General features: G+C 42.2%; 21 protein-coding genes and 1 tRNA gene. 3 read left to right on the top strand and 19 right to left on the bottom strand.

Annotated features, from left to right (window positions below; translation table 11 throughout):
• Positions 1-195: 195 nt before the first annotated feature.
• From AK823_RS05540 to AK823_RS05455, 18 genes are all read right to left on the bottom strand, one after another.
• Positions 196-1083, bottom strand: a complete 888-nt coding sequence (locus tag AK823_RS05540; protein WP_068327100.1) for an alpha/beta hydrolase — start codon at positions 1081-1083, stop codon at positions 196-198.
• Between the two features lie 6 nt (positions 1084-1089).
• Complete coding sequence (locus tag AK823_RS05535; protein WP_082785646.1) at positions 1090-1857, bottom strand: class II aldolase/adducin family protein; 768 nt, start codon at positions 1855-1857, stop codon at positions 1090-1092.
• Positions 1858-2148: 291 nt separating this feature from the next.
• The gene (locus AK823_RS05530; protein ID WP_068327097.1) at positions 2149-2577 is read right to left on the bottom strand and encodes a biotin/lipoyl-containing protein; all 429 of its coding nucleotides are present in this window, start codon (positions 2575-2577) and stop codon (positions 2149-2151) included.
• Positions 2578-2587: 10 nt separating this feature from the next.
• Positions 2588-3775: an NRAMP family divalent metal transporter gene (locus AK823_RS05525; RefSeq protein WP_068327094.1), complete on the bottom strand. Its 1188-nt coding sequence runs from the start codon at positions 3773-3775 to the stop codon at positions 2588-2590.
• Between the two features lie 53 nt (positions 3776-3828).
• On the bottom strand, positions 3829-4563 hold the full coding sequence (gene pxpA / locus AK823_RS05520; RefSeq protein ID WP_068327091.1) for a 5-oxoprolinase subunit PxpA: 735 nt from the start codon (positions 4561-4563) through the stop codon (positions 3829-3831).
• Entirely contained in the window at positions 4553-5473 is a 921-nt protein-coding gene (locus tag AK823_RS05515) for a biotin-dependent carboxyltransferase family protein (protein WP_068327088.1), read from the bottom strand. The genes pxpA and AK823_RS05515 overlap by 11 nt, the downstream gene beginning before the upstream one ends.
• 49 nt (positions 5474-5522) lie before the next feature.
• Entirely contained in the window at positions 5523-6176 is a 654-nt protein-coding gene (pxpB, locus tag AK823_RS05510) for a 5-oxoprolinase subunit PxpB (protein ID WP_068327085.1), read from the bottom strand.
• 69 nt (positions 6177-6245) lie between these two features.
• Positions 6246-7592, bottom strand: a complete 1347-nt coding sequence (gene accC, locus AK823_RS05505) for an acetyl-CoA carboxylase biotin carboxylase subunit (RefSeq protein WP_068327082.1) — start codon at positions 7590-7592, stop codon at positions 6246-6248.
• 59 nt (positions 7593-7651) lie between these two features.
• The gene (gene accB / locus AK823_RS05500) at positions 7652-8170 is read right to left on the bottom strand and encodes an acetyl-CoA carboxylase biotin carboxyl carrier protein (RefSeq protein WP_068327079.1); all 519 of its coding nucleotides are present in this window, start codon (positions 8168-8170) and stop codon (positions 7652-7654) included.
• Positions 8171-8396: 226 nt separating this feature from the next.
• Positions 8397-9620, bottom strand: coding sequence for a 4-hydroxybenzoate 3-monooxygenase (gene pobA / locus AK823_RS05495; protein ID WP_068035254.1), 1224 nt, complete (start codon positions 9618-9620; stop codon positions 8397-8399).
• 67 nt (positions 9621-9687) lie between these two features.
• Positions 9688-10311, bottom strand: a complete 624-nt coding sequence (gene pcaG, locus AK823_RS05490) for a protocatechuate 3,4-dioxygenase subunit alpha (RefSeq protein WP_068327077.1) — start codon at positions 10309-10311, stop codon at positions 9688-9690.
• Between the two features lie 3 nt (positions 10312-10314).
• Complete coding sequence (gene pcaH, locus AK823_RS05485; protein ID WP_068330165.1) at positions 10315-11043, bottom strand: protocatechuate 3,4-dioxygenase subunit beta; 729 nt, start codon at positions 11041-11043, stop codon at positions 10315-10317.
• A gap of 104 nt (positions 11044-11147) precedes the next feature.
• A complete protein-coding gene (locus tag AK823_RS05480; protein WP_068327074.1) occupies positions 11148-12320 on the bottom strand; it encodes an alpha/beta fold hydrolase in 1173 nt (390 codons plus the stop codon).
• Positions 12321-12356: 36 nt separating this feature from the next.
• Positions 12357-13136, bottom strand: coding sequence for a class II aldolase/adducin family protein (locus tag AK823_RS05475; RefSeq protein WP_068327070.1), 780 nt, complete (start codon positions 13134-13136; stop codon positions 12357-12359).
• A 26-nt stretch (positions 13137-13162) separates the two neighbouring features.
• Positions 13163-14083 carry a TauD/TfdA family dioxygenase gene (locus tag AK823_RS05470; RefSeq protein WP_068327068.1) on the bottom strand — a complete coding sequence of 307 codons (921 nt, stop codon included), beginning with the start codon at positions 14081-14083 and terminating at the stop codon, positions 13163-13165.
• A 164-nt stretch (positions 14084-14247) separates the two neighbouring features.
• A complete protein-coding gene (locus tag AK823_RS05465; protein ID WP_068327066.1) occupies positions 14248-15327 on the bottom strand; it encodes a TRAP transporter substrate-binding protein in 1080 nt (359 codons plus the stop codon).
• A 172-nt stretch (positions 15328-15499) separates the two neighbouring features.
• Complete coding sequence (locus AK823_RS05460; protein ID WP_068327063.1) at positions 15500-16567, bottom strand: TRAP transporter substrate-binding protein; 1068 nt, start codon at positions 16565-16567, stop codon at positions 15500-15502.
• A 124-nt stretch (positions 16568-16691) separates the two neighbouring features.
• Positions 16692-18062 carry a lyase family protein gene (locus AK823_RS05455; RefSeq protein ID WP_068327061.1) on the bottom strand — a complete coding sequence of 457 codons (1371 nt, stop codon included), beginning with the start codon at positions 18060-18062 and terminating at the stop codon, positions 16692-16694.
• A gap of 34 nt (positions 18063-18096) precedes the next feature.
• On the opposite strand from AK823_RS05455, the gene AK823_RS05450 reads away from it, so the two are divergent.
• Together AK823_RS05450 and AK823_RS05445 are read left to right on the top strand one after the other, a co-directional pair.
• Entirely contained in the window at positions 18097-18885 is a 789-nt protein-coding gene (locus AK823_RS05450; protein WP_068035238.1) for an IclR family transcriptional regulator C-terminal domain-containing protein, read from the top strand.
• Positions 18886-19493: 608 nt separating this feature from the next.
• Positions 19494-20291 carry a DUF5020 family protein gene (locus AK823_RS05445; RefSeq protein ID WP_228138920.1) on the top strand — a complete coding sequence of 266 codons (798 nt, stop codon included), beginning with the start codon at positions 19494-19496 and terminating at the stop codon, positions 20289-20291.
• Positions 20292-20412: 121 nt separating this feature from the next.
• Here the strand turns inward: AK823_RS05445 and AK823_RS05440 are convergent, their stop codons facing one another.
• The gene (locus tag AK823_RS05440) at positions 20413-22083 is read right to left on the bottom strand and encodes a thiamine pyrophosphate-binding protein (RefSeq protein ID WP_068035234.1); all 1671 of its coding nucleotides are present in this window, start codon (positions 22081-22083) and stop codon (positions 20413-20415) included.
• Between the two features lie 265 nt (positions 22084-22348).
• On the opposite strand from AK823_RS05440, the gene AK823_RS05435 reads away from it, so the two are divergent.
• Positions 22349-22423 (top strand) — tRNA-Gly (locus tag AK823_RS05435).
• Positions 22424-22656: the final 233 nt, after the last annotated feature.

Raw genomic sequence — 22656 nt, 5'->3', positions numbered from 1 at the left:
ATCAACATGCATAACAAGCCTAATCTGAGCCAATCTATTGAAGACTATTATTGTTTTTATTGCTTAAATTCTAGAAAATATACTATAAACAATATCCAATATTATCTTTATAATTTGACGCCATTATACCTCTCTTCAAAACTTAGTCTTACATACCATCTCATTATATTCTGCACCCTTTTTTTATATAACTCTTTAGCTAATATGCTCTCTAAATTGTAGATACGCAGCAGTAATAGCATCAGCATCCTCAATCTGTGGATAGTGGCCTAGATCTGGCATTTCAGTCACATTGGCATTGGGAATTAATTCACGATAACGATCGATCATATGCTGACCTGAGATGGGATCTTTAGCGCCGTCGATTAATTTTACCGGAACATCACTATTGATAATAGCTCCTACCCAGCGTTCACGATGCTGCTTGCGCTGAGGGATATAATCTATCAATTTATGCATCACTGCTAGACCATTATTATAGTTTAATAGCTGCCATAGCGTATCAACTACCTCTTGAGTTGGCGGGGTTGCTGGCCCAAAGATTCGCTGTAAATTGTCCGCGAACTTCTGCTTATTAATGAGTTTAGCTACTAAAGACCCTAGTGGTGATAGTAATAATTTTTGGATTAATATGGGTTTATGAGTTTCAGGAAATAAGCCACCATTTAGAAAACAGACACTAGCAATACGCGGCTCGTGACTACCACTACCGTCATTGCTGTCGACCTGTCTTGCCAGCAGCTCTTGAGCGACTGTATCGCCATAATCATGAGCCAAAATATGATAGTTACTGACCTTTAGCTTATTTAAATAACTCTGAAAAATATCTGCTTGCTCAGTAATAAGATAGCGTGCATTTTTGGGCTTAGCCGATAAACCAAAGCCCAACATATCGAGGGTGATAACATAATAACAATCAGTCAGAGCCTCCCACATCCCTTCCCAATCCCAGCTCGCACTAGGATAGCCGTGAATCAATAATAATACCGGCGCACTTTTATCCCCACCCTGTCGAGTAAAGATTTGCTGACCATTGATAGATTCAAGCTGTCCCTGCTGCTGCCATTCATTCAGAGTGATCATCCATCATTACTCCTCAAATGATGGATCGGTACGGCGTAGTTTCCTTAATAACGCGGGCCAAGCGATATCACCATTAGCCTCTTTAGTGACTGCTTTTGATGCCGCTTGAATACCAGCTAGTATTTGCGGTGGTATATGTGTCAACTCGCTGCCGCCGCTTTGGGCTTTGATTTGTACTTCGCACGCTCTTTGCATGATATACATGAATAAAAACGCATCGGCAACGGTGCTCGCACAAGTTAGCAGGCCATGATTACGCAAAATCATAAAGTTGGCATCGCCAAGGTCATCGACTAGTCGCACTTTTTCTGCAGGGTTTAGTGCTATCCCTTCATAATCATGATAGGCCAAGTTAGATAACGGAAATAATGATTGCTGAGAAATAGGCAGTAAGCCCTGCACTTGAGTAGAGACGGCGACCCCATCACTGGTATGTAGATGAATGACACAGTGAGCATCGGCGCGAGCATCATGTACCGCACTATGAATGGTGAATCCTGCTGGATTGATATCGTAGGCTGATGATAATATCTTTTCGCCAGCTTGATTCACTTTGACAAGGTTTGAGGCAGTAATCTCTTCAAATAATAAACCATAAGGGTTGATTAAAAACTCATCCTCGGTATCTGGCACTCGCGCTGAGATGTGTGTGAAGACCAAATCATCCCAACCATATAAGGCAATCAGTCGATAGCAAGCGGCAAGGTTGACTCGCATATCCCATTCTTGTTGGGTTACCACTCCTTTTACATCTGATATCGTTTCGTTTTCCATGATGTCATACATCCCTGTTTTAGATACTATTGATAAATCCGTCATCCACCTTATAAAACTAACAGGGTAAAAACTATGACACTTATGTATATCAACTATACATAATACTACCTGCCTCCGTGATGGATCCTTACTGTCAAATCCACACATTTAAACTTAAGAGATTTTAATCACCTAGCTCAAAATGTACTACATAACTTAGAATACTTCCTATCAAGCAGCCTAACAAAAAGAGTTAAGCCAAATATAAAAAATAGCCTTAATAAGGACTATTTTCTCACTTTAATTTTTTTACACTTCCAAAGCTAAAATAGGCTGCCCATATTCAACAATTTGCCCATTCTCAACCAATATATCGCTCACAACCCCTGCTTTGTCACTGACCACAGGTAGCAAACGAGACAATTCCTCAATAAAGCAAATCGTTTGACCTTTTTCGATGTGGTCACCTTTGCTAACTAAACGATCTGTTGCGCCATCTTTACTTAAATAAACCTGACCAACATGAGTCGCGCGCACCTGCGATAGAGCACTGTCGATGTCTACACTATTTCTATCTGCGCCATTTTGAATAGTCTTTGATTTTACAGGGCTGGCCATCTCATGCTGGTTTACGTTATTCACTACTGTAACTGACTGCCCGTTATTTTCAATCGTTACTTTATATAATTGGCTGCTTTCAACGAGTTTAACCACCCGTGCCACTTGTTCTATATCCATAATAAACTCCTTAACTGATGCCGAGATATTGAGCGATAGTCATCACACTTAGGATACTCATCGCAATGGCAATTATCCAACCAAAGACAGCGATCCAAATAGGGTGCTTGTAATTGCCAACGATATTTTTTCTATAAGCGGCAATAAGTATAATCACCATAGCGATAGGTAGTACTAAGCCATTTAACGTCCCAACTAATACGAGTACTTGAGCTGGCTTGCCGATAGTGGCAAAGACGAATGTCGAGATGACAATAAAACCAATAATAAAATAGCGCTTGTGTCTCTCAATAAATGGATGAAAATTGGTCATAAAAGATACGGAAGTATACGCAGCGCCAATAACAGAGGTAACTGAGGCCGCCCAAATCACCATACCAAAAACAACTTTACCAGTATTGCCTAGGATATACTGAAAAGGCGACATAGCTGGATTGGTTGGATCTAACGCAATACCTTTGGAGACCACGCCCAAGACGGCAAGGAATAAAAAGACGCGAATAACAGAGGCAATCAAAATACCAGAGACCGAGCTTCTGGTCACCGAGTCTAGGTTTTCTTCCCCGCTTACGCCTGCTTCTAACAATCGATGCGCACCGGAAAAAGTAATATAACCACCAACCGTTCCGCCTACTAAAGTCACAATAGCGACGGCATCAATCTTATCAGGCATGATGGTTTTGGTAACTGCTTCGGCTAATGGTGGATCAGACTTAAACATTACATAGATAATTAACACAATTAAAATAAAGCCCATTAGCTGAGTGAACTTATCCATGATAGGCCCGGTTTCGCGGCCTAGAAATATAGCAACAGCGATTACCCCACTGATCAGTGCGCCAGTAATGGGCGAGATATTGAACATCGACTGCATACCAAGACCAGCGCCGCCAATATTACCAATGTTAAATGCTAAGCCTCCAGCAATAATCAGGAAAGCGAGCAAATAGCCCACTCCAGGAAACACTAAATTAGCAATTTCCTGCGCACGCTTTTTGGATACGGCTACTACTCGCCAAACGTTAAGCTGGACGCCAATATCCATGACGATAGAGATTAAAATAACAAAACCAAAGCTTGCCATCAAGCTTTCGGTAAAAGTGGCGGTTTGTGTCAAAAACCCTGGTCCTACTGCTGAGGTTGCCATCAAAAAAGCGGCACCTAAAATAGCTGTATTGTGTTTTTTTAAGGTACTCATAAACATCCTTGTTTTATACAGAGTAGGTCGTTCAAACTATTATTAATCTAATATTAAGCTGATATCTCAATACCTTTCAGCTCTAACTGCTTTTTTATTTCTTGAGCAAAAAGAATGGCATGTTCACCGTCGCCATGTAAGCAGACGCTTTGGGCATCTACCGGCACTTTTTCACCGCATACGCTGGTAACAGAGCCTTCAGTAATCATTTGCATGACATGATTGGTCGCTTCATCCGTGTCCGTTATTAGGGCATTGTCTTTGCTACGCGAGACCAGAGAACCATCTTTCTCATAGTTTCTATCAGCGAATACTTCAGATATCGCCTCTAGACCATGATTTTTTGCTGACTTGACCAGATAGCCACCCGACAAACCCATCACTTTTAGATTCGAATCAAAATTCTTAATTTCACTGACCAGAATATCTGCTAATGATTCATTGGCAGCGGCTTGGTTATATAAAGCGCCATGCGGTTTTACATACTCTAACGGCACACCAACCAAGTCACAAAGCGCTTTGGTTGCTCCCAACTGATACCGCATTAAGGCACGATAGCCTTCTTCGTCTAAAACTTGATCGGTACGACCAAAGTTCTCTCTATCGTCTAGACTGGGATGGGCCCCTACCCTGACGTTATTTTCTTTTGCCAACTGTAAGGTGATTAGCATCTCGGCATAAGAACCGGCATGTAATCCACAGCACACGTTAGCCGAGCTTACTATGGTCATCAGCTTATCGTCTTGTCCGCAGCCTTCGGCAACGTCGGCATTTAAATCAACTTTCATGGGCGTACTCCTTAATTTGCTCGATATAGTGTTGTCTTTTTTGCTGCTCACGCAATGCTTGCTCTACCTCTACGACGATAAATTGACAAGTTTTACCAAACCGAATTTGCGCCATTAACCCTATGTCAGCGTTAATCACTGTCGCAATCTTAGGATAGCCACCTGTCGTTTGGGCATCAGCCATCAGAACAATCGGCTGCCCTTGCGGCGGTACTTGAATCATGCCGATATCGACACCGTGCGAGCTCATTTGCGTAGCTTCATTAAACTCAAGTGCGGTACCATCCAAGCGATAACCCATACGGTTGCTACTGCTTTGTAGTTGCCATTGCTGTGATTCAAACGCTGCTTTTGAGGCAGAGGTAAAATACTCGTACTCACTGTTTTTTATCACTCTAATCATATTGGTTGGCTCAAGGCGAGCCACCCCTATAACGGGTAAGCTTGAAGCTATTCTAACTTTCAGAACATCATCTGTTTTAAGATATCTACCTTTAAAACCGCCAAAACCGGCTTTTAGGTTGGTGCTCGACGATTGCAGGACAGGCTCGATATCAAAGCCACCATGTACACACAGATAGGTATACATACCTTGTAATGGACGCAGCAGTTTAAGCGTTTGTCCCGCCTGCGCATTAATACGCCAATAGCAAGGAATGCGCTTATCATCTATATATGCCTCGTAGAGCGCACCCGTTAAACAAAAACACACGTCCTCTTCAAACTGCACCGTAAGACTACCGACAGCTATTTCGATAGCAGGCTCGTTAAGATCATTCTTTAACAACGCATTTCCCGCTTGCAAAGCCCAGCTGTCCATTACCCCGCTTCTATCCACGCCCATGCTTCGGTAGCCGAATCGTCCCGAGTCTTGGATGCTAGCAAGCGCACTAGTGGTTAAAATCTTCATTGATAGCACCTATTTATTGGTATTAGCAGATATCTGATTTAAAGATGTTTTATTTATAAATATCGATAGCTGTGAATTTCAGGGTATCGCCTGCGTTAAGCAAAGTAGGAGACGCTTTTGTTAAATCAAATAAAGGTATATCAGTTTGGCCTAACAGCTGCCAACCACCTGGGGATTCAAAGGGATAGACACCGGTTTGTTCACCACCAATGCCGACTGAGCCTGCAGGCACTTTCGTTCTGGGGGTCGCATGTCTTGGAAAATATAAGGCTTCAGATAAGCCGCCAAGATAAGGAAATCCGGGCTGAAAACCAATAAAATAAACGGTATAAGTCGCCTCGGTATGTAATTTGACAACCGCTTCAACGGAGAGACCCAGTTCAGTGGCCAGTGTTTTTAAATCAGGGCCATATTTGCCGCCATAATGTACTGGAATTTCAATATGTTTACCGTTTATGGTTTTTGAAGGAATGTCATCAAGCAGAGCTGATAGTCTATCTTTAAACGCTTCAAGCTCGATCCATGTTAAGGAGACGGTAAAGACACTTAGCGTGTTCATGCCGATGACGACTTCTAAGACTTCTGGCATTTGCTGTATGCTGTCGGCGAGCGCCCAGCACTGTTGCTGCTTCTCTAACGTTATAGGTTTAGGGAAAAACAAAGTTAGATTGGTCTCACTGCATAGCTGCCATTGTAATTCCATTACCACACGCTCCGTTATCTTTGTCTTTCATGTCGGCTTCAGATCTATTTTTAAATATTAAAACTTAACTTAGATATTCTCTTTTATCCATTCGGTTAGATAATGAATACTCACTTGACCCTGACAAAATGCTTCATCTTTAAACAGTCGCTCGTGAAGGCTGATATTGGTATCAATGCCTGTAATTTGCGCTTCTGATAATGCCGCTTGCATCTTCTTAATCGCCGCTTCCCTTGAATGGTCATGCACGCATATTTTCGCTATTAAACTGTCATAAGAGGGTGGAACGGTATAGTTTGATTCGATATGGCTATCCACTCGAATGCCAAGCCCTGCCGGCATATGACAGTAGTCTATACGGCCAGCGTTAGGCAAAAAGGTATCCGGATTTTCAGCATTAATACGGCACTCAAAAGCGTGTCCAGTGATAACAATATCACTTTGTTTATGCGCAAGCTTGAGCCCTGCGGCTACTCGTATTTGTTCTTGAACGATATCGACCCCAGTGACCATCTCGGTAATAGGATGCTCAACCTGAATGCGAGTATTCATCTCGATAAAAAAGAACTCACCGTTTTCATATAAAAACTCAAACGTGCCCGCCCCTCTATATTTCATTTGCTGGCAGGCAGTCGCGCAAGCTTGACCTATCCGCTGTCTTTGTTCATCCGTAATACCTGGTGCTGGCGCTTCCTCTATTACTTTTTGGTGGCGGCGCTGCATAGAGCAATCGCGCTCACCTAGATAAATAGCATTGCCGTGGGTATCAGACAGTACTTGGATTTCGATATGGCGCGGGGCTTGTAAGTATTTCTCAAGATAAACGATAGCACTACCAAAATTGGCTTTAGCTTCTGTCTGCGTCATAGAAATAGCGGATAATAAATCGGCCTCTTTTTCCACGACTCGCATACCGCGGCCACCGCCGCCGCTCGCCGCTTTAATAATGACGGGATAGCCGACATCACTTGCAGTCTTGATTATCTGATCGCTATCTGCGGGCAAAGCACCTTCGGAACCAGGTACACAAGGCACACTCGCGGCAATCATCTGTTTTTTGGCAGCGACCTTGTCTCCCATTTGTCTGATATTATCTGCGGTCGGCCCGATAAAAACGAGACCAGACTTTTCAATTAAATCCGCAAATTCTGCATTTTCGGATAAAAACCCATAGCCTGGATGGATGGCGTCGGCGTTGGTCATTTTTGCCGCGGAAACAATCGCTCTTTGGTTAAGATAGCTGTGTGTCGCATTAGCAGGGCCAATACATATTCTCTCATCAGCTAAACGTACGGGTAGCGAGTCTCTATCCGACTCCGAATGGGCTATGACTGATTGTATACCCAACTGTTTACAAGCTCGAACAATGCGTAGGGCAATCTCGCCACGGTTAGCAATTAAGATTTTTGAGAACATGTCGGTTTTCCTAAGCTGGTCTTCTTAAAATTACAATAAGTGAGCAATCTAAGCTAATCTTAGCTGGCAGGTTCAATGACAAACAAGGGTTGTCCATATTCTACGACCTCACCTTCATCTACTAATGCCTCTTTGATAGTGCATGGAAACTCAGCTTTGACCTCGTGCATCATTTTCATAGCCTCAATAATACATAGCGTCTGTCCTCTGTCTACCTTATCCCCTACTTTAACAAACTCATCAGCAGTAGGCTCTGAGCGTCGATAGAAAGTCCCTAGCATAGGTGCTGTTACTCGATTTTGGGCGTCTTCATTTGCCTCTTTTTTATTGAGAACTGCATCGCTATCATCAACAGCGTTTTTATTGCTCTCAGCGCTTATATTCGCTCGCTGTTTTGAGCCGGAGGTGCTAGCAAGATCGCGCTTGTTGTTATTGTTGTTATCGCTGATACCCTCGTTGCCATCAGATCGGCATATTATAGAGATACGCGCGTCACCATCCGTTATTTCTAAGGAATTTATGTTAGAGCGTTCAACTATCTTTATCAGCTTTTCGAGGTCAGGGAAATTAATATTCATATTATTATCTAGTCCATTAGAGTGAAAAGAACACCATTACTTTATTTGAATATATTGAATGATTACGTTTAACCGTAGCACAACCGCTGTACTCAATCGTAGCAGTTATGTGTTATAAGATCTTGAGAAAACATATGGGTTTTTAAATAACAAAAAGGCCTTTAATACTATAATAAACATAGCATTAAAGGCCTTTTCGTTTTAATTATAATTCAGTATTTATCTACTATTCCAATGCCTCACATGGCAAGCCCACATAATTCTCCGCAATGGTCGTCTTGCCAGCTTCTGAGTTAATAAAGTAGTCAAACTCAGCCTGCTGTACACGGAAATCAAAACGGCCTGCACTTTGAAAGCGATGCAATAACATAGTCATCCACCATGAGAAACGCACTGCTTTCCAGACCCGTGCCAAGCATATCTCTTGATAGCGTGGAATTAGATCAGTACGCCCCTCTTCGTAGATTTTTACAAACAGACGGAACGCGGTTTCTACATCACTGGCAGCAAGGTTCAAGCCTTTCGCACCGGTCGGAGGTACGATGTGCGCGGCATCTCCCAACAGAAACACTTTGCCATATTGCATGGTTTCACATACGTAAGAGCGCAATGGAGCGATACTCATCTCTAATGCTGGGCCAGTAACTAAGCGCTCAGCCATTTCTGGTGGTATACGGCGCTTTAACTCCTCCCAGAATTTTTCTTCATTCCAGTTCTCGATTTTATCCGTATCAGGTACTTGGATATAATAACGACTTCTGGTTGGGGAACGCATTGAACACAGTGCAAAGCCGCGCTCATGGGCGCAATAAACCAATTCGTCATTGACTGGCGGCGTATCACTCATCAAACCCAACCAACCAAATGGATAGGTTTTTTCGTATTCCTCTAATTTATTAGCAGGAATAGATTTGCGCGAAACGCCATGAAAGCCATCACACCCAGCAATATAATCACAATCTATACGAAATATTTCATCTTTATGCTGATAAGTCACATAAGGGCTGTCTGATTCAATATCATGTAGCTTAACGTTATCCGCTTGATACACTGTAATAGCGCCCGCTTTTTCACGTTCAGCCATTAAATCGCGAGTGACTTCTGTTTGACCATACACAATCACATGTTTGCCACCGCTGTATTTTTCGAGGTCTAACTGATAATGCTCACCTTGAAAACTAAAGTCTGTGTGAGTATGAATTAAGCCCTCTTCATCCATACGCGTGCCAGCACCCGCTTCACGGATTAAGTCTGCCGTGCCTTGCTCTAATACACCAGCACGAATCCGGCCTAACACATACTCACCTGTCTGGCGTTCTAAAATAATATTGTCGATACCAGCTTTGGTTAATAACTGTCCGAGTAATAAGCCAGATGGACCTGCACCAATGATGGCAACTTGGGTTTTGGTCGTTACTTGTGCATTTGAAGTTGCCTGAGTCTTAGTCATGAAATCCCTCTCTATATTTAATAAAGTCCGTTTAGAGTTCTATGCCACCCCAATGTTAAGAGTCAAATTAAAAGTCAAAAAAGACCGTTTCATCGTCACCTTGTAAGCGTATATCAAACCGATATCGCGGTTTTCCAGCACCTGCTTCTTTGACTGCTATCAATGTTTTACGGCGCACGGGTGACGGAACTTTATTTAAGACTGGGCAATTTTCATTGGCGTCCTGCTCATCATCAAAGTACGCTCTAGTTTGCAAATGAAGATTGATACCACGTGCAAAGATGGCAATATTGATATGAGGCGCCATTGATTTACCATCAAAATCTACTTGCCCAGGTTTAATCGTCTTAAAATAAAAGTCACCATCCATTGCGCAGGCACTACGACCAAAACCGCTAAAGGGTTTTTTATTATCAAAATCAGCAATATAGTTACCGAGACTATCGGCTTGCCAAACCTCAATTAAGGCGTCATGTACTAAATCGCCATTGCCGTCATATACAGAGCCAACCAGTTCAATATGCTCACCTTCGGCATTTTCTTTAGCCAAATCCTGCCATATTTCATCTGAGCGTGATTCAAAGCCTGCGATCTCTAACGCTAAACCTATGTGGACGAAAGGCCCTGCCGTTTGTGAAGCTGTTTCGCGTAATAGACCCGTCTCGTCTTGTAATTTGTATTGGCTATACATGTTTTACTCCTCAAAATAGGTTTGTAATGCGCCGCGAACGACCACATCAAAACGATACGCTAAATAGTCCATCGGTTTGCTCATAGCCATGTCCAAGCGCGCAATCATCGTTTCTACCGCTTCTGGATCTTTTAATACTTGTACGATTGGACACAATGGAACCAATGGATCACCTTCAAAGTACATCTGGGTGATTAAACGTGTTGAGATCGAGGGGCCCATGACTGAGACGTGAATATGCGCAGGACGCCACGTATTAATACCATTTGGCCAAGGATAAGGACCTGGGCGCACGGTGCGAAAACGATAACGACCATCAGCATCCGTCATACAGCGACCGACCCCACCGAAGTTTGGATCAAGAGGCGCAAGATAGCTATCTTTTTTATGACGATAACGGCCCCCAGCATTGGCTTGCCACATCTCAACTAGTGTATTGGGGACTGGTTTGCCAAACTGATCAATCACACGGCCATGCACCACAATGCGCTCACCAATAGGTAAACCTGCCTGCGAGCCTTCAGTGCGGAAGTTCATCAATAAATCATTATCATGTTGACCCATGTCTAAATTATTAAAGACAGGGCCACTGCGCTCTGAAGGGCTAGCATTTTGAATACTGACTAATGCTTGACGCGGTGAACGAGAAGCTGAGGTTTTATAACCCGGTGTATATTGGGCAGGTTGCCACGCACGATCACGAGCGACAAAATAAGGATAATTTTGACTCATTTTGCTGGTGTTCTGATTCATTAGGAGTATCTCCATTTTTATAAAAGGCTTAAAGCATTTAACACTTTGATTTTAAGACACTGTCTTTTTAAGCCGCTTTAATATTAAGGTATTGCATTACCCCAGCCATTTTCCTTGGCTAAAGAAAACGCATGATTGGCCGCTGGTACACCAGCATAGATAGACACATGCATCAGTACTTGACGCAGCTGAGCTTCGTTGATGCCCAAACGCTGCGCAGTGCGCAAATGCAATCCTAACTCACCATCACGCCCAAGTGCTGCCAATATAGCGGTCGTAATCATACTGCGCTGCTGGAAGGTCAAACTGGGATCTCCCCATAGCTCGCCCCAAGCATTACGAGTAATAAACTGCTGGAACGGACTGTCTAACGTCGTCGCGTTTTTAGACGCTCTTTCGACATGCGCGTCACCAAGAATCCGCTTACGCTGTACAAGCCCTTGCTCATAGCTGATACCTGTTTGACCGACAGTCGCACGAGCAGCATTCGTTTGAATATAGTCCACCAACTGATTCGGTGTTTCAATCGATGGGACATGACCTACTCCTGCAAATACGGTCAAGTGTGCATCAGAAAAAGCCGACTGCAATGCTTCTAAAGTAGCAGGAGGAGTAGACACATCATCCGAACCAGTAAGTAAGGCAACGCTTCTAGCATAGCTTGTTAGTTTGTCGCGGTTATCAACTTGTGCTAATGCTTCACAAAGCTTGGCATAGCTCTCATCGTCGCTGCGTGACAATTGTACTTGCCAGCCTTGTAATGTCTCAGGGTTCTGTTTAACAAAATTTGGCGAGAACCAACGTGACACAATGCCTTCAGCCATCTCAGCCAAGCCTAAATGACGTACATTTTCAGCGCGTTCTGCCCATGCTGCTTTGGTACCGATGACAGCACCGGTATTGGTAAGCCAAACTTGCTCTAAACGCTCAGGCACTATCTGACATAAGCTTTGACCGATGACACCGCCAATTGACGTACCGATAAAATTAAAACTTTCAATCTCTAGAGTATCGGCTAAGGCGAGTACATCATGAGCCAGCATTTCTGCTGAGACACCCTCTGCTGCTGCTCCGCTACTACCGTGCCCCGGTAAGTCCCAGCGGATACAACGGTAGTGCCCATGTAATTGGTCACATACCTTATCCCAAACGTCACGACTCATCCCTAATGGATGCGCCATGAATAATACTGGTAAATAAGACTCACCACTATCTTGATAAGCAATAAGGTGTACGTCGGTTGCTAAAAATGCCATTTTTGTTCTCCTGCGCGTGTAACTTTCAAAGAGCTATTACTTATCCCAGTTTGGATCCAATCTATTCATCAAGCGATAGTAAGCTGGCCATTCAGGCAATCTTACTTCGGCACCAGCTTGAGCGTCACCACCTTCAAATTGCTCTCTTGTTTTTCTCATCGCATCATCACTCACTGCAATCAACTCTCCTCCTGATGCCATAGCCTTGAGCTGTACGTCACATCCTTGGATAATTTGATACATTCGCATAAATGTCCAAGCAACATCAGGGCCAATGGTGATAACCCCATGATTATTCAACATCAAAGTATGATTGGTCGGTCCGAGTGAATCTATGAGTCGTTGCTGCTCACTTTCATCTAATACGATGCCTTCAAAACTGTGATATCCAATTCGATCGTAGAACATGAAAGCTTCTTGGTATAAAGGTATAAATCCGCACTTTAAAGCACTGACCGCTTGGACGTTGGCATTATGCGTATGCATCACACAATGTACATCCGGTCTGCCCTTATGAAGAGCGGTATGAATGACATTACCGGCTTGATTGATAGGATAAGGCGAGTCGTCGACCTTATTACCATCAAAGTCTATTTTTACTAAATTTGAAGGTTTTATTTCACTATATAAGAGTCCAAAAGCATTGATGAGTAAATGCTCGGTGCCGGGTATCCTATAGGAGATATGATTATAGACTTGAGTCGTCCAGCCGTAGTAATCAACCATTCTATAACACAGCGCCAAGTCGACTCGAGCTTGCCACTCAACGTCACTATAGCCTGGCGGGGTTACTGTAGATGCAAAAATATCTTCCATAATACAATCCTATTACTATAATTCTATTATACTGGTCTCTCGCCCATGACAATCGCACGATACATCTCACGTCTATAACCATCATAGTCGTTAAACGCTTGATGCAAGCAAATCCTGTTATCCCACATAATAACCGTGTTGTTTTCCCATCTTAATCGGCAAGTAAAAGACTCTTGAGTGGCAAAGCTCGATAAAAAATCAAGCAAAGGTCGCGCCTCATCGTCCGTCATGCCTTCTATTCCGCAAGCATAAATCTTGTCGACATACAGTGACTTCTCACCTGACACGGGATGGGTTCTGACCATTGGATGATAAAAGCCTTCTAGCATCTGCTGGGTATTCAAATCAAGCTCGATATTGCCGATAGCCCCTACTTTTCCTGATTCTTGAGATTGCTTTTCTGCTTGCATATTGGCAAGGACGTTTTTACCACTCATCCATACTTTTAGCGGCGCTATCATCTCCTGCATCGCTGGGCTTAAAGAGTTATAAGCCAATACAGCATTGGCGAACATCGTATCGCCACCATATGGCGGTATATCTACACCATAATTAATAGCAATAGAAGGTGGGCATTCTAAAAAAGCTGAATCCACGTGCCAGCCACTGCCAAACACGCTTTTGGTGGCGACACTCGCTTCTTTGATGAGTGGTTGAATATTGGGATGATTAGGGACACCAGTCGTATAAGCATCCGTTCCGAACTCACCAAGTTGAAGGATTAAGTTTTCGTGATCAGTAAAAGATATTTCCTGATCTCTAAAAAAAATCATTTTATGTCGATAGAGAGCATCTTCGATTTCAGCCATGACATCATCACTGACATTGCTTAAATCTACGCCTCTGATTTCTGCTCCCATAGCTGATGCTAAAGGATGGGCAGTAATATGCTGATAATCTTTTGCACTATTATCAAAAAGTCCTGTAGGGTGAACGCTATTAACCATTTTTAATCCCTTAAAAATTATTAAGATTGAGTTTTACTATATCAACGGAAACTGAAAACTGAAAACTGAAAACTGAAAACTGAAAACTGAAAACTGAAAACTGAAAACTGAAAACTGAAAAAACAATACTTCAATATGGGTACTAATTTTTTCGCTAATAAAAATTAAACCTTACAAGCAACGCCAGCTTCTTGGGCTTTTTTATAAACGCCTTGTGCATCTAATCCAAGCGCTTCCACATCATTAAGATATTTTTCAATTTCTGTCTTAAGTATACCGCTCCAAGCAGGGTCATTTAATGGGTCAGGAATCTCTATCATCGTATCGCCGCGAGCTTTGGACTCAGCTTTAACTCTAACATCTTCACTATCGAATAAACCGCCAGCAATCTTTGCCATATCCATACCTGAGTTGTCATCGATGACTTTTTTGAGATCATCAGGCAAGCTCTCATACTTATCTTTATTCATGGTCACTAATAATGCTGAGCTGTATAAAGGCATGGTCGTATGCGTATTAGTCAATTCCGCTAACTTAAAGGCGCCTGCCGCATCCCAAGGCGTGCTCACTCCATCTATTACACCGCGTTGCAAGGAAGTATATTGATCAGATGCTGGCATACCAACAGGGGTACCTCCTGCCGCTTCGATAATATTAGCCGCTATCTCTAACGGGCGGCGAATACGCATGCCTTTGAGATCTTCTGGCTTGCTAATAGGCTTATCGATAGTATGAAAAACGCCAGGTCCTGAAGCCATCATAAATAGCGGATGGGTATCCTCATACTCACTTGCTATCACATCATCGTTATACAAGGTTTGTAGCATACAGCTTAATTGAGCACCTGAGCTTGAAAGACCGGGTAGCTGGGTAATCTCAGTCAATGGAAAACGGCCACTGATATAGCCCTGAACTTGCGCCCCTATATCAACAGTACCCTTAGCAGTCGAATCATAAGTGATATCAGGTTTACTTAGAGTGGCTGAAGGATAAATCTCAACCTTCAGCCTACCCTCTGAGTCTGCTTCAATTTTTCTAGCCCAAGGCTCAAACACATCAGTATGCAAAGCTGCTGTAGATGGCCAAAAGTGTGAGAACCTTAGTGTCGTAACTTCCTGCGTTGTTACATCTTTTGCGGCTGAATTAGTATCGCCACCCTGCTCGGATTGATTAGAGCAACCTGATATACTCAATGCCATTACTATAGATAAAGGTATAGCGCCCATTTTAATTTTAATAAACATCTTTATCTCTTCCTTGTAGATAAATTAGAAATTATTACCATTAACTATACAATCAACATAGTTCAAAAATTTAAATAATTAAATTTACTAAACATAAAATCAATAAGGCACTATTAGAATATTTATAAATCACACAAAACATCATCTGTACGAAGTAATGTTACCGTACAAATTAAGACTGACAAGCAGCACTGGCTTCTTTTGCTTTTTGATAGACTGTTTGAGCATCCAATCCCAGCGCTTCAGTGTCTTTTAAGTACTTTTGCGTCCCTGCTTCTAACGGTGCTTTCCATGCAGGATCATTTAATGGATCAGGAATGTCTATCATAATGTCGCCTTTGGCTTTTGCCTCAGCCATAAATTTGGCGTCTTCACCGTCAAACACTTCACCGGCAATAGCAGCCATTTCCTTACCAGAGTTGTCATCAATGACTTTTTTGAGATCATCAGGCAGGCTTTCGTATTTGTCTTTATTCATAGTAACCATAATAGCGGAACTATAAAAAGGCATATTGGTATGAGTATTTACAAGCTCGATAAGTTTAAATGAGCCAGTCGCATCCCATGGCAGACTTAAGCCGTCCAGTACGCCGCGTTGAAGCGAAGTATAAAGATCAGGAGCCGGTAGGCCGACAGGCGTTCCCCCTGCCGCTTCGATAATGTCACCAGCGATGGCAGAAGGACGACGAATACGTAAACCTTTCAAATCCTCTGGTTTACGAATAGGCTTATCAATAGTATGAATGCCTCCAGGACCGGTACCCATCATAAATAGCAAATGCGTATCTTCATATTCGCTCGAAATCACCCCATCATCATACAATGTCTGTAGCATGCAGTTCATTTGAGTGGCTGAATTGGAGAGACCGGGAAGCTCTGTGATTTGAGTTAATGGAAAGCGGCCATTGGTATAACCCTGAAGTTGAGAACCGATATCAACAGTGCCTTTAGCAGCTGCATCATAGGCAGCGTCGGCTTTACTGAGTGTTGCAGAAGGAAAGATTTCAACTTTCAATCGTCCATTTGACTCTTCTTCAACCTTTTTTGCCCAAGGTTCAAAAACATCGGTATGCGTCGCTGAAGTCGCTGGCCAAAAATGCGCGAAACGTAATGTCGTCGTCTCTTTAGAACTTGCAGCATCGCCGTTAGCCGCATCATTAGCGGTATCGTTTGATTGTGAGCAGCCAGTAAAACCAATTAAGGCTGCCAACGCCATACTAGTAGGGAGGGTTTTCTTCATCATAAATTCCTTTTTTTGATGGTCAAAAATAATCCTAATAAAATATTTATAATTTGTTCTATATAAGAATTCTTGTTCGTATAGTGAATTAACGTAACCCTTTTCTAGGCTTCTGTCAATCTGGTTATCTGTTTATGCTTAATGAATTTGAAATTATTGTTTCGATTGCTCGTAGTGTGAGCTGACATTGTCTATCTGCTGCACCGCAATAAGTCAAAGGAGATAGAAGTATTGCAAGCTCATTTGAGTCATTATCGCTATCATCTACCAATAACTCTGTTGTTATCTCAAAGAAAGTTTGCACAAAGCCTTTATGCTCTCTATGTGCTTGCTGGCTAGCTTGTTCTATTAAAGGATAGATTCGCTCTTGACGGTCTAGAAAATGACGTTTTAAAGGTTCAACGAGATACGCATCACTATTTAAATCAAGATTGGCCGCCATGCGCTCGGGATACACTTGCAACCCTTGTAATAAAGTCTTTAGATAATCTGCGGCACCAGCGACCAAAGCGACGCCTTCCATTAAAGGCATCCAGCTCGCATGCCACTGGCCCAACGCACGCTCAAAAGGCTGAGCGGTTGTGTTGCTAATCACACTTAGATGCCCGTGCATTCTTAACGTAGCGGTCTTAATTAAAGCACACAACACAGGGTTACGTTTATGCGGCATCGATGATGAGCCGCCCATCCCTTCAATAGCAGGTTCAGCCAACTCACCTAATTCAGACTGACACATCAAGGCTATATCTTCAACGATATTTTCCATAGCGCCAGCACAAGCGTCTAATCCAGAAGCGAGCGCATGAATAGGTTGTCTATTCGTATGCCAAGGCAGCAATGGCAACGATAGTCCGAGTAATGTCGCCACTTGTTGAGGCAACTCATGATGTTCATTCTCTTCATTACTAACCCCAACAGGGCCACCCCATTGTAAATAAAAGCCAGAATGCTCTAATTGCGTTAAATTTTGCATAACAGCGATTAGCGATGCTGCCCATTGCGAGGCCTTTACTCCAAAAGTAATCGGTAAAGCTTGTTGCAACAATGTTCTACCTGCCATCGGTGTTGTACGATGACTCTCAATTAATATAGCGCAAGCTTGTAGCACATCCAGCAAATCGTCATTGATACGTTTTAGAGCTGGCTTAAGCATCATCATCATCGCTGTATCAATAACATCTTGACTAGTCACAGTCTGATGGAAATACGGTTTTATTTCTTGAGGTAATAAGGCTTTGGCTTGGGCGATAAAAGGAATAGCCGCGTTGCCACCAAGGTAGGTTTGTGCCTCAATATCATCAATATCAAACAAATCTATCGCTAACGCTTCTTTAGTTTGCTGTAGAATGCCTGCTGGAATGAGGCTATGATATTCTCTGACCTCTATGATGGCCAGTTCAAAATCCAACATGGCCTGCACAAACAAACGATCAGAAAAGCGCTTTGCAATATCAGAATGCATAAATGGCTGATTGATTAATTGAGTAATTTTCATTTAGAATCTCTAATTTTGGTAATCATTGAATAGCATGTATAAAGAACAAGATGAGAAAATACCTGTAGATAGTCCAGATTTTGTTGCATCGCTTGCGGCAGGGATGAGCGTATTACTGACTTTTGATGAAAACCACTCTAGTATGACGTTGAGCGAAGTAGCCGAGCGCGCCAAGATAGATAGAGCAAAGGCTAGACGTTATTTATTAACCTTGCATGCCCTCGGTTACGTTCATAAAAGTAAGCGTCAGTTTAGTTTGACCCCGAAAACGCTAAGCCTTGGCGCCAGTTATTTAAGTGGCGTCCACCATCACGATATTATTCAGTTTTATTTAGAACGCGTCACTGAAAAAACAGGTGAATCTTGCTCGTTTGCAGTATTAGATGATGATGAAGTGGTATATATCGCCCGCTCTGCGGCTGAACATCGCTTGATGTCTATTACCTTAGCGATTGGCACGAGACTACCTGCAGCTTATACCTCTATGGGTCGTGCGATTCTTGCCAGCCTTCCTGATGAACAGCTTAAAGATTATATTAATAACGTTGAACTATGCGCTCATACGCCATACAGTATTACTGATCGTAATCAGCTTAGTCAGGCGCTCAAAGAAGCTAAAGATCAGCAGTACGTCGTTGTAAATCAAGAGTTGGATACAGGCCTTCTATCGCTAGCACTGCCAGTCTATAAAGCAAATAATGAACTTATTGGCGCTATTAATATTAGTACCAATGCACTTCGTATCTCTCATGACGTATTAATCGAACAGTTTTTACCAATACTACGTGATTGTGCAGCAAAAATCCAAGCCTACTATATCTAGATACTGTATTTAACTGCTATATTTAGACGAGAGATTTAACTGCAATATCTGAATGAAAGCTGACTAAGAATTATTGAAGCTTATTATTGGTATATAACCAGTTGATTTTAGAATATGCCTAACTACTATGTGTATGTAAATGAAATATAGTCGATAGTAAAACTGCACTCTTTAAGGCATAAAAGGCTTACATTAAATTGTAAGCCTTTTTTTATATCCAACTTTTAGTAGTCAGTTTTCAAAATAACTTAGAACAGACACAGAGTTCTTCACGTTTCGAACATTACAAATTATTGTTATACCACAAATCATGGTCAGATATATAAGCCCTGCAATAAAAAAGAGTCAGCCACCATTCCCACAGTAAGATGGCATTCATAAATACTTAGCATCTTTAAAACTCTCTCGTTAATTCCTGAGTAATTAATACTACTTATTTTAATTTCTTTATAGTAATATAAATCCTGACCAAATGGTCAACTATGTTAAAAATTGTCTTTCCTTAGAGATAACAGCGCGTTTGGACAGGATGTTAAAACCGGACTTTGCATGGTCCTATAATTGCGCTTTTAAGGGAAATTAACGACTGTACTTAAGGGAGTAATACTGTGCGTTTAAACTTAATAGCAACAACTCATATCCATTCAGCTAAAAACAGGCTCTACTATCTAAAACCATTGTTTATAGCAGCAGCTACTATCGGTGCTTTAGGCAGTCTAACCTCTGCTCAAGCTAAGACTTTTTTTACTGATACGAGCGTTTCTGTACTTTACGGTACTGATTATGAACTAGCAGAAGATGGAGAGCTGACGACAGTTACCTTAGAGCATGCGTCCGCTCATAGTTGGGGTGGCATATTCTTCTTCGTTGATCGTTTGCAAGGCGTCAGTAATGCTGAAGGTAGCCGAGCCAAAGATATTTATGGCGAGCTGTCTCCAAAGTTCAAGATTTCAGACTACAATAATGGCTTTATTAAGCAGGTAAACTTAGCTGGTACTTATGAGTTCGGCTCGAATAGTAGCGGTTTTGAGCAAGATAACTTCTTAGTAGGTATTGGTGCTGATTTAAATATACCTATTGATGGTATGAAGTATGCTTCAGCTACTTTATATCATGCTTTTAACGATGACACTTTCAGTAACGCTGATGATCAACAAATTACTTTGGCTTATGGTTGGGAGAAAAATAACTTCGTCGTTGACGGCTATGTTGATTATTCTTTTAATAACGATGATAAGGCAAATCAGTTGCATATTAACCCGCAGATTAAGTACAACTTGCAAAAAGTGCTTGGTATTGATAATCGTATCGAAGTCGGTATGGAATACAGCTATTGGAAAAACAAATTTGGTGTTGATGGTGTCGACCAAAGCGTTCCAAGCGCGCTAGTAAAAGTTCATTTTTAAATAATTTTTATGACATATAGAGACTGGTTAACTATAAAAAAGCCCTATTCAACATTAATAGGTTGAATAGGGCTTTTCTGTAGCTTGGGATTTTATAATTTCCTATTTAATTACTCTAAACTTAATCTGCCTTTGGCTTAAGCGCCGCGCTGATATCTGCTAACAAAGGCGGAATATCATGCTTGTCAGTCATCACCTCTAAAAACACCATTTTATCTGTCGTTGCTGCGGCTGTCTTGAGGGCAGATTTTAATTCTCCCATCGTTTCAGCTTTTAGTACCAAGCTATTATGCTCATCAGCACCAAAAGCCTGCGGCATTAAGTGCCAGTTGCACTTAGGAATATCATTGTAGCGTTGATTTTCACCATGAATTGCGCGCTCAACGGTATAGCCGTCATTGTTAACCAACACAATAACTGGATTGATACGCTCTTGGATCATCACTGCTATTTCTTGAATGGTCAATAATGCTGAGCCATCACCAATGAGTAAGACACTACGCTTATCAGGCGATGCAATGGCAGCACCTAAACTTGCTGGCAAGGTATAGCCGATTGAACCCCACATTGGCTGACCGTAGCAGGTCACGCCCTCTGGCAGACGCACATCACTGATACCAAAGTAAGCGGTTCCTTGGTCAGCAAACACCAGATTATTATGGTCTAAATGATCTGCGATGACATGCCACAAGTCATCTTGACGGATAGCTTCTTCATCAGTACCATGTTGCTCATGCGGCTTGATCTCTTTACAAAAAGGCTTGGGTACAATATTGATACCCGAAGTCATTACTTCATGCAACGCTTGTAAGGCATCTTCTAATGCGATAGGAGCAAAGTTCTTACCGCTAATAGTCGCACGCTCATAATGCAAGTCAACAACGACCTTTTCATCAATATCTTGACTGAAACCTGCAGTCGTCGTATCGGTATACTGCACCCCAATCTTAATGAGGCATTCGCAGTTTTCCACCGCATCTTTCACTACTGGACGTGATGCCACACCTGCATAAGTGCCTGCCCAGCGCTCGCTTTGTTCATCTAGAAGGGTTTTACCCCATGATAAAGTCGTATAAGGAATTTCAGTATCAGCAATTAATGCTTTGAGCTGGTCTTGTAGTCCCAAGCGATGCACCATCAAATCTGCCATTAAAGTGGTAGTCTTATTCGGTAAAAACTCTATCAGCGCTTTCTTAAAATCGACCAATGCTGCTTGGCTGGTTATATTCTCTGCACTATCGACAAGCTTAGTAGAAGGTGGATAAATGGGCTGACGTGCGACATCTGGCGATAGCAACAAGTAGCCTGGGCGATGTTTTTTGAGGGTCACACGAATGACTCTATCAATCTCGGAAGCAGCATTTTCAGCGGTAAGCTGCGCACGTGCTACCGTTACTGGCTCTACCATCTTAATAAAGTGGTTAAACACGCCATCACCAAGCGTATGGTGGATGCGGCGTTTGGAATCTTGCAGAGCGGTACTAGGCGCGCCGACGACATGCAATACAGGCGCATACTCAGCATAGGAGCCTGCGGTGGCATTGATTGCCGACAGCTCCCCTACACCAAAAGTCGTCACCATCGCTGCAAACCCACGCTCACGTGCATAACCGTCGGCTGCGTAGCCTGCATTGAGCTCGTTAGTATTGCCTACCCAACGCAATTTATCAGAATCGATAATATTGTCTAAAAAGGTTAAATTAAAATCACCTGGTACGCCAAATATCTCGGTCGCCCCTGCTTCAGCAATGCGATCAAACAAATAGTCAGCGATGGTGTATTGTTGGCTCATAGCTCTTATCCTTAAGAATTATCTGTGTAAGTCATAATGGTTATTCAAATGGTTGGAGATAATTATAAAGTTGTATATCTAGCTTATTTATAAAACATAAAGCTTTTGGAATACATATTATAAAAATCTGTTATATCATACATTCATAGCATGATGACATGCCTATTTTGCTAAATTTTGATTTTTTTGATGATGGTTATTGACAGACCAAAAAAACTGCGTATAATACGCCTTCATCATCTGATGTTACTTAAACGATGATTCAGCGGGAATAGCTCAGTGGTAGAGCATAACCTTGCCAAGGTTGGGGTCGAGAGTTCGAATCTCTTTTCCCGCTCCAAATACTTAAAAAGCCTCACTTAACAGTGAGGCTTTTTTTTGTCCAATTTTCGAGGGTTACAGCGATTTTTAGTATTAGCTATTAAGTGTAATTACTAAGTTTAGCTAATATATTGAAAGCCCAAAAAACAGCACCGTGACCAAAACGTGACCATTTCGTGCCCACGCTATAAACACTAATTCCGTAATTGACCCCAACTTATTATTCTTATCTTTATCAAAAGCGATGCTAAG

This window comes from Psychrobacter sp. P2G3 (assembly GCF_001593285.1).
Classification (GTDB): Bacteria; Pseudomonadota; Gammaproteobacteria; order Pseudomonadales; family Moraxellaceae; genus Psychrobacter.
Note: the sequence above shows the minus strand (reverse complement) of the source record. Positions and strands in the feature narration are given on the sequence as shown.

Bases quoted from the DNA above. Each gene is read 5' to 3' on its own strand.
- AK823_RS05540 (WP_068327100.1), bottom strand. From the start codon at position 1,083: ATGATCACTCTGAATGAATGGCAGCAGCAGGGACAGCTTGAATCTATC.
- AK823_RS05535 (WP_082785646.1), bottom strand. From the start codon at position 1,857: ATGGAAAACGAAACGATATCAGATGTAAAAGGAGTGGTAACCCAACAA.
- AK823_RS05530 (WP_068327097.1), bottom strand. From the start codon at position 2,577: ATGGATATAGAACAAGTGGCACGGGTGGTTAAACTCGTTGAAAGCAGC.
- AK823_RS05525 (WP_068327094.1), bottom strand. From the start codon at position 3,775: ATGAGTACCTTAAAAAAACACAATACAGCTATTTTAGGTGCCGCTTTT.
- pxpA (WP_068327091.1), bottom strand. From the start codon at position 4,563: ATGAAAGTTGATTTAAATGCCGACGTTGCCGAAGGCTGCGGACAAGAC.
- AK823_RS05515 (WP_068327088.1), bottom strand. From the start codon at position 5,473: ATGAAGATTTTAACCACTAGTGCGCTTGCTAGCATCCAAGACTCGGGA.
- pxpB (WP_068327085.1), bottom strand. From the start codon at position 6,176: ATGGAATTACAATGGCAGCTATGCAGTGAGACCAATCTAACTTTGTTT.
- accC (WP_068327082.1), bottom strand. From the start codon at position 7,592: ATGTTCTCAAAAATCTTAATTGCTAACCGTGGCGAGATTGCCCTACGC.
- accB (WP_068327079.1), bottom strand. From the start codon at position 8,170: ATGAATATTAATTTCCCTGACCTCGAAAAGCTGATAAAGATAGTTGAA.
- pobA (WP_068035254.1), bottom strand. From the start codon at position 9,620: ATGACTAAGACTCAGGCAACTTCAAATGCACAAGTAACGACCAAAACC.
- pcaG (WP_068327077.1), bottom strand. From the start codon at position 10,311: ATGTATAGCCAATACAAATTACAAGACGAGACGGGTCTATTACGCGAA.
- pcaH (WP_068330165.1), bottom strand. From the start codon at position 11,043: ATGAGTCAAAATTATCCTTATTTTGTCGCTCGTGATCGTGCGTGGCAA.
- AK823_RS05480 (WP_068327074.1), bottom strand. From the start codon at position 12,320: ATGGCATTTTTAGCAACCGACGTACACCTTATTGCTTATCAAGATAGT.
- AK823_RS05475 (WP_068327070.1), bottom strand. From the start codon at position 13,136: ATGGAAGATATTTTTGCATCTACAGTAACCCCGCCAGGCTATAGTGAC.
- AK823_RS05470 (WP_068327068.1), bottom strand. From the start codon at position 14,083: ATGGTTAATAGCGTTCACCCTACAGGACTTTTTGATAATAGTGCAAAA.
- AK823_RS05465 (WP_068327066.1), bottom strand. From the start codon at position 15,327: ATGTTTATTAAAATTAAAATGGGCGCTATACCTTTATCTATAGTAATG.
- AK823_RS05460 (WP_068327063.1), bottom strand. From the start codon at position 16,567: ATGAAGAAAACCCTCCCTACTAGTATGGCGTTGGCAGCCTTAATTGGT.
- AK823_RS05455 (WP_068327061.1), bottom strand. From the start codon at position 18,062: ATGAAAATTACTCAATTAATCAATCAGCCATTTATGCATTCTGATATT.
- AK823_RS05450 (WP_068035238.1), top strand. From the start codon at position 18,097: ATGTATAAAGAACAAGATGAGAAAATACCTGTAGATAGTCCAGATTTT.
- AK823_RS05440 (WP_068035234.1), bottom strand. From the start codon at position 22,083: ATGAGCCAACAATACACCATCGCTGACTATTTGTTTGATCGCATTGCT.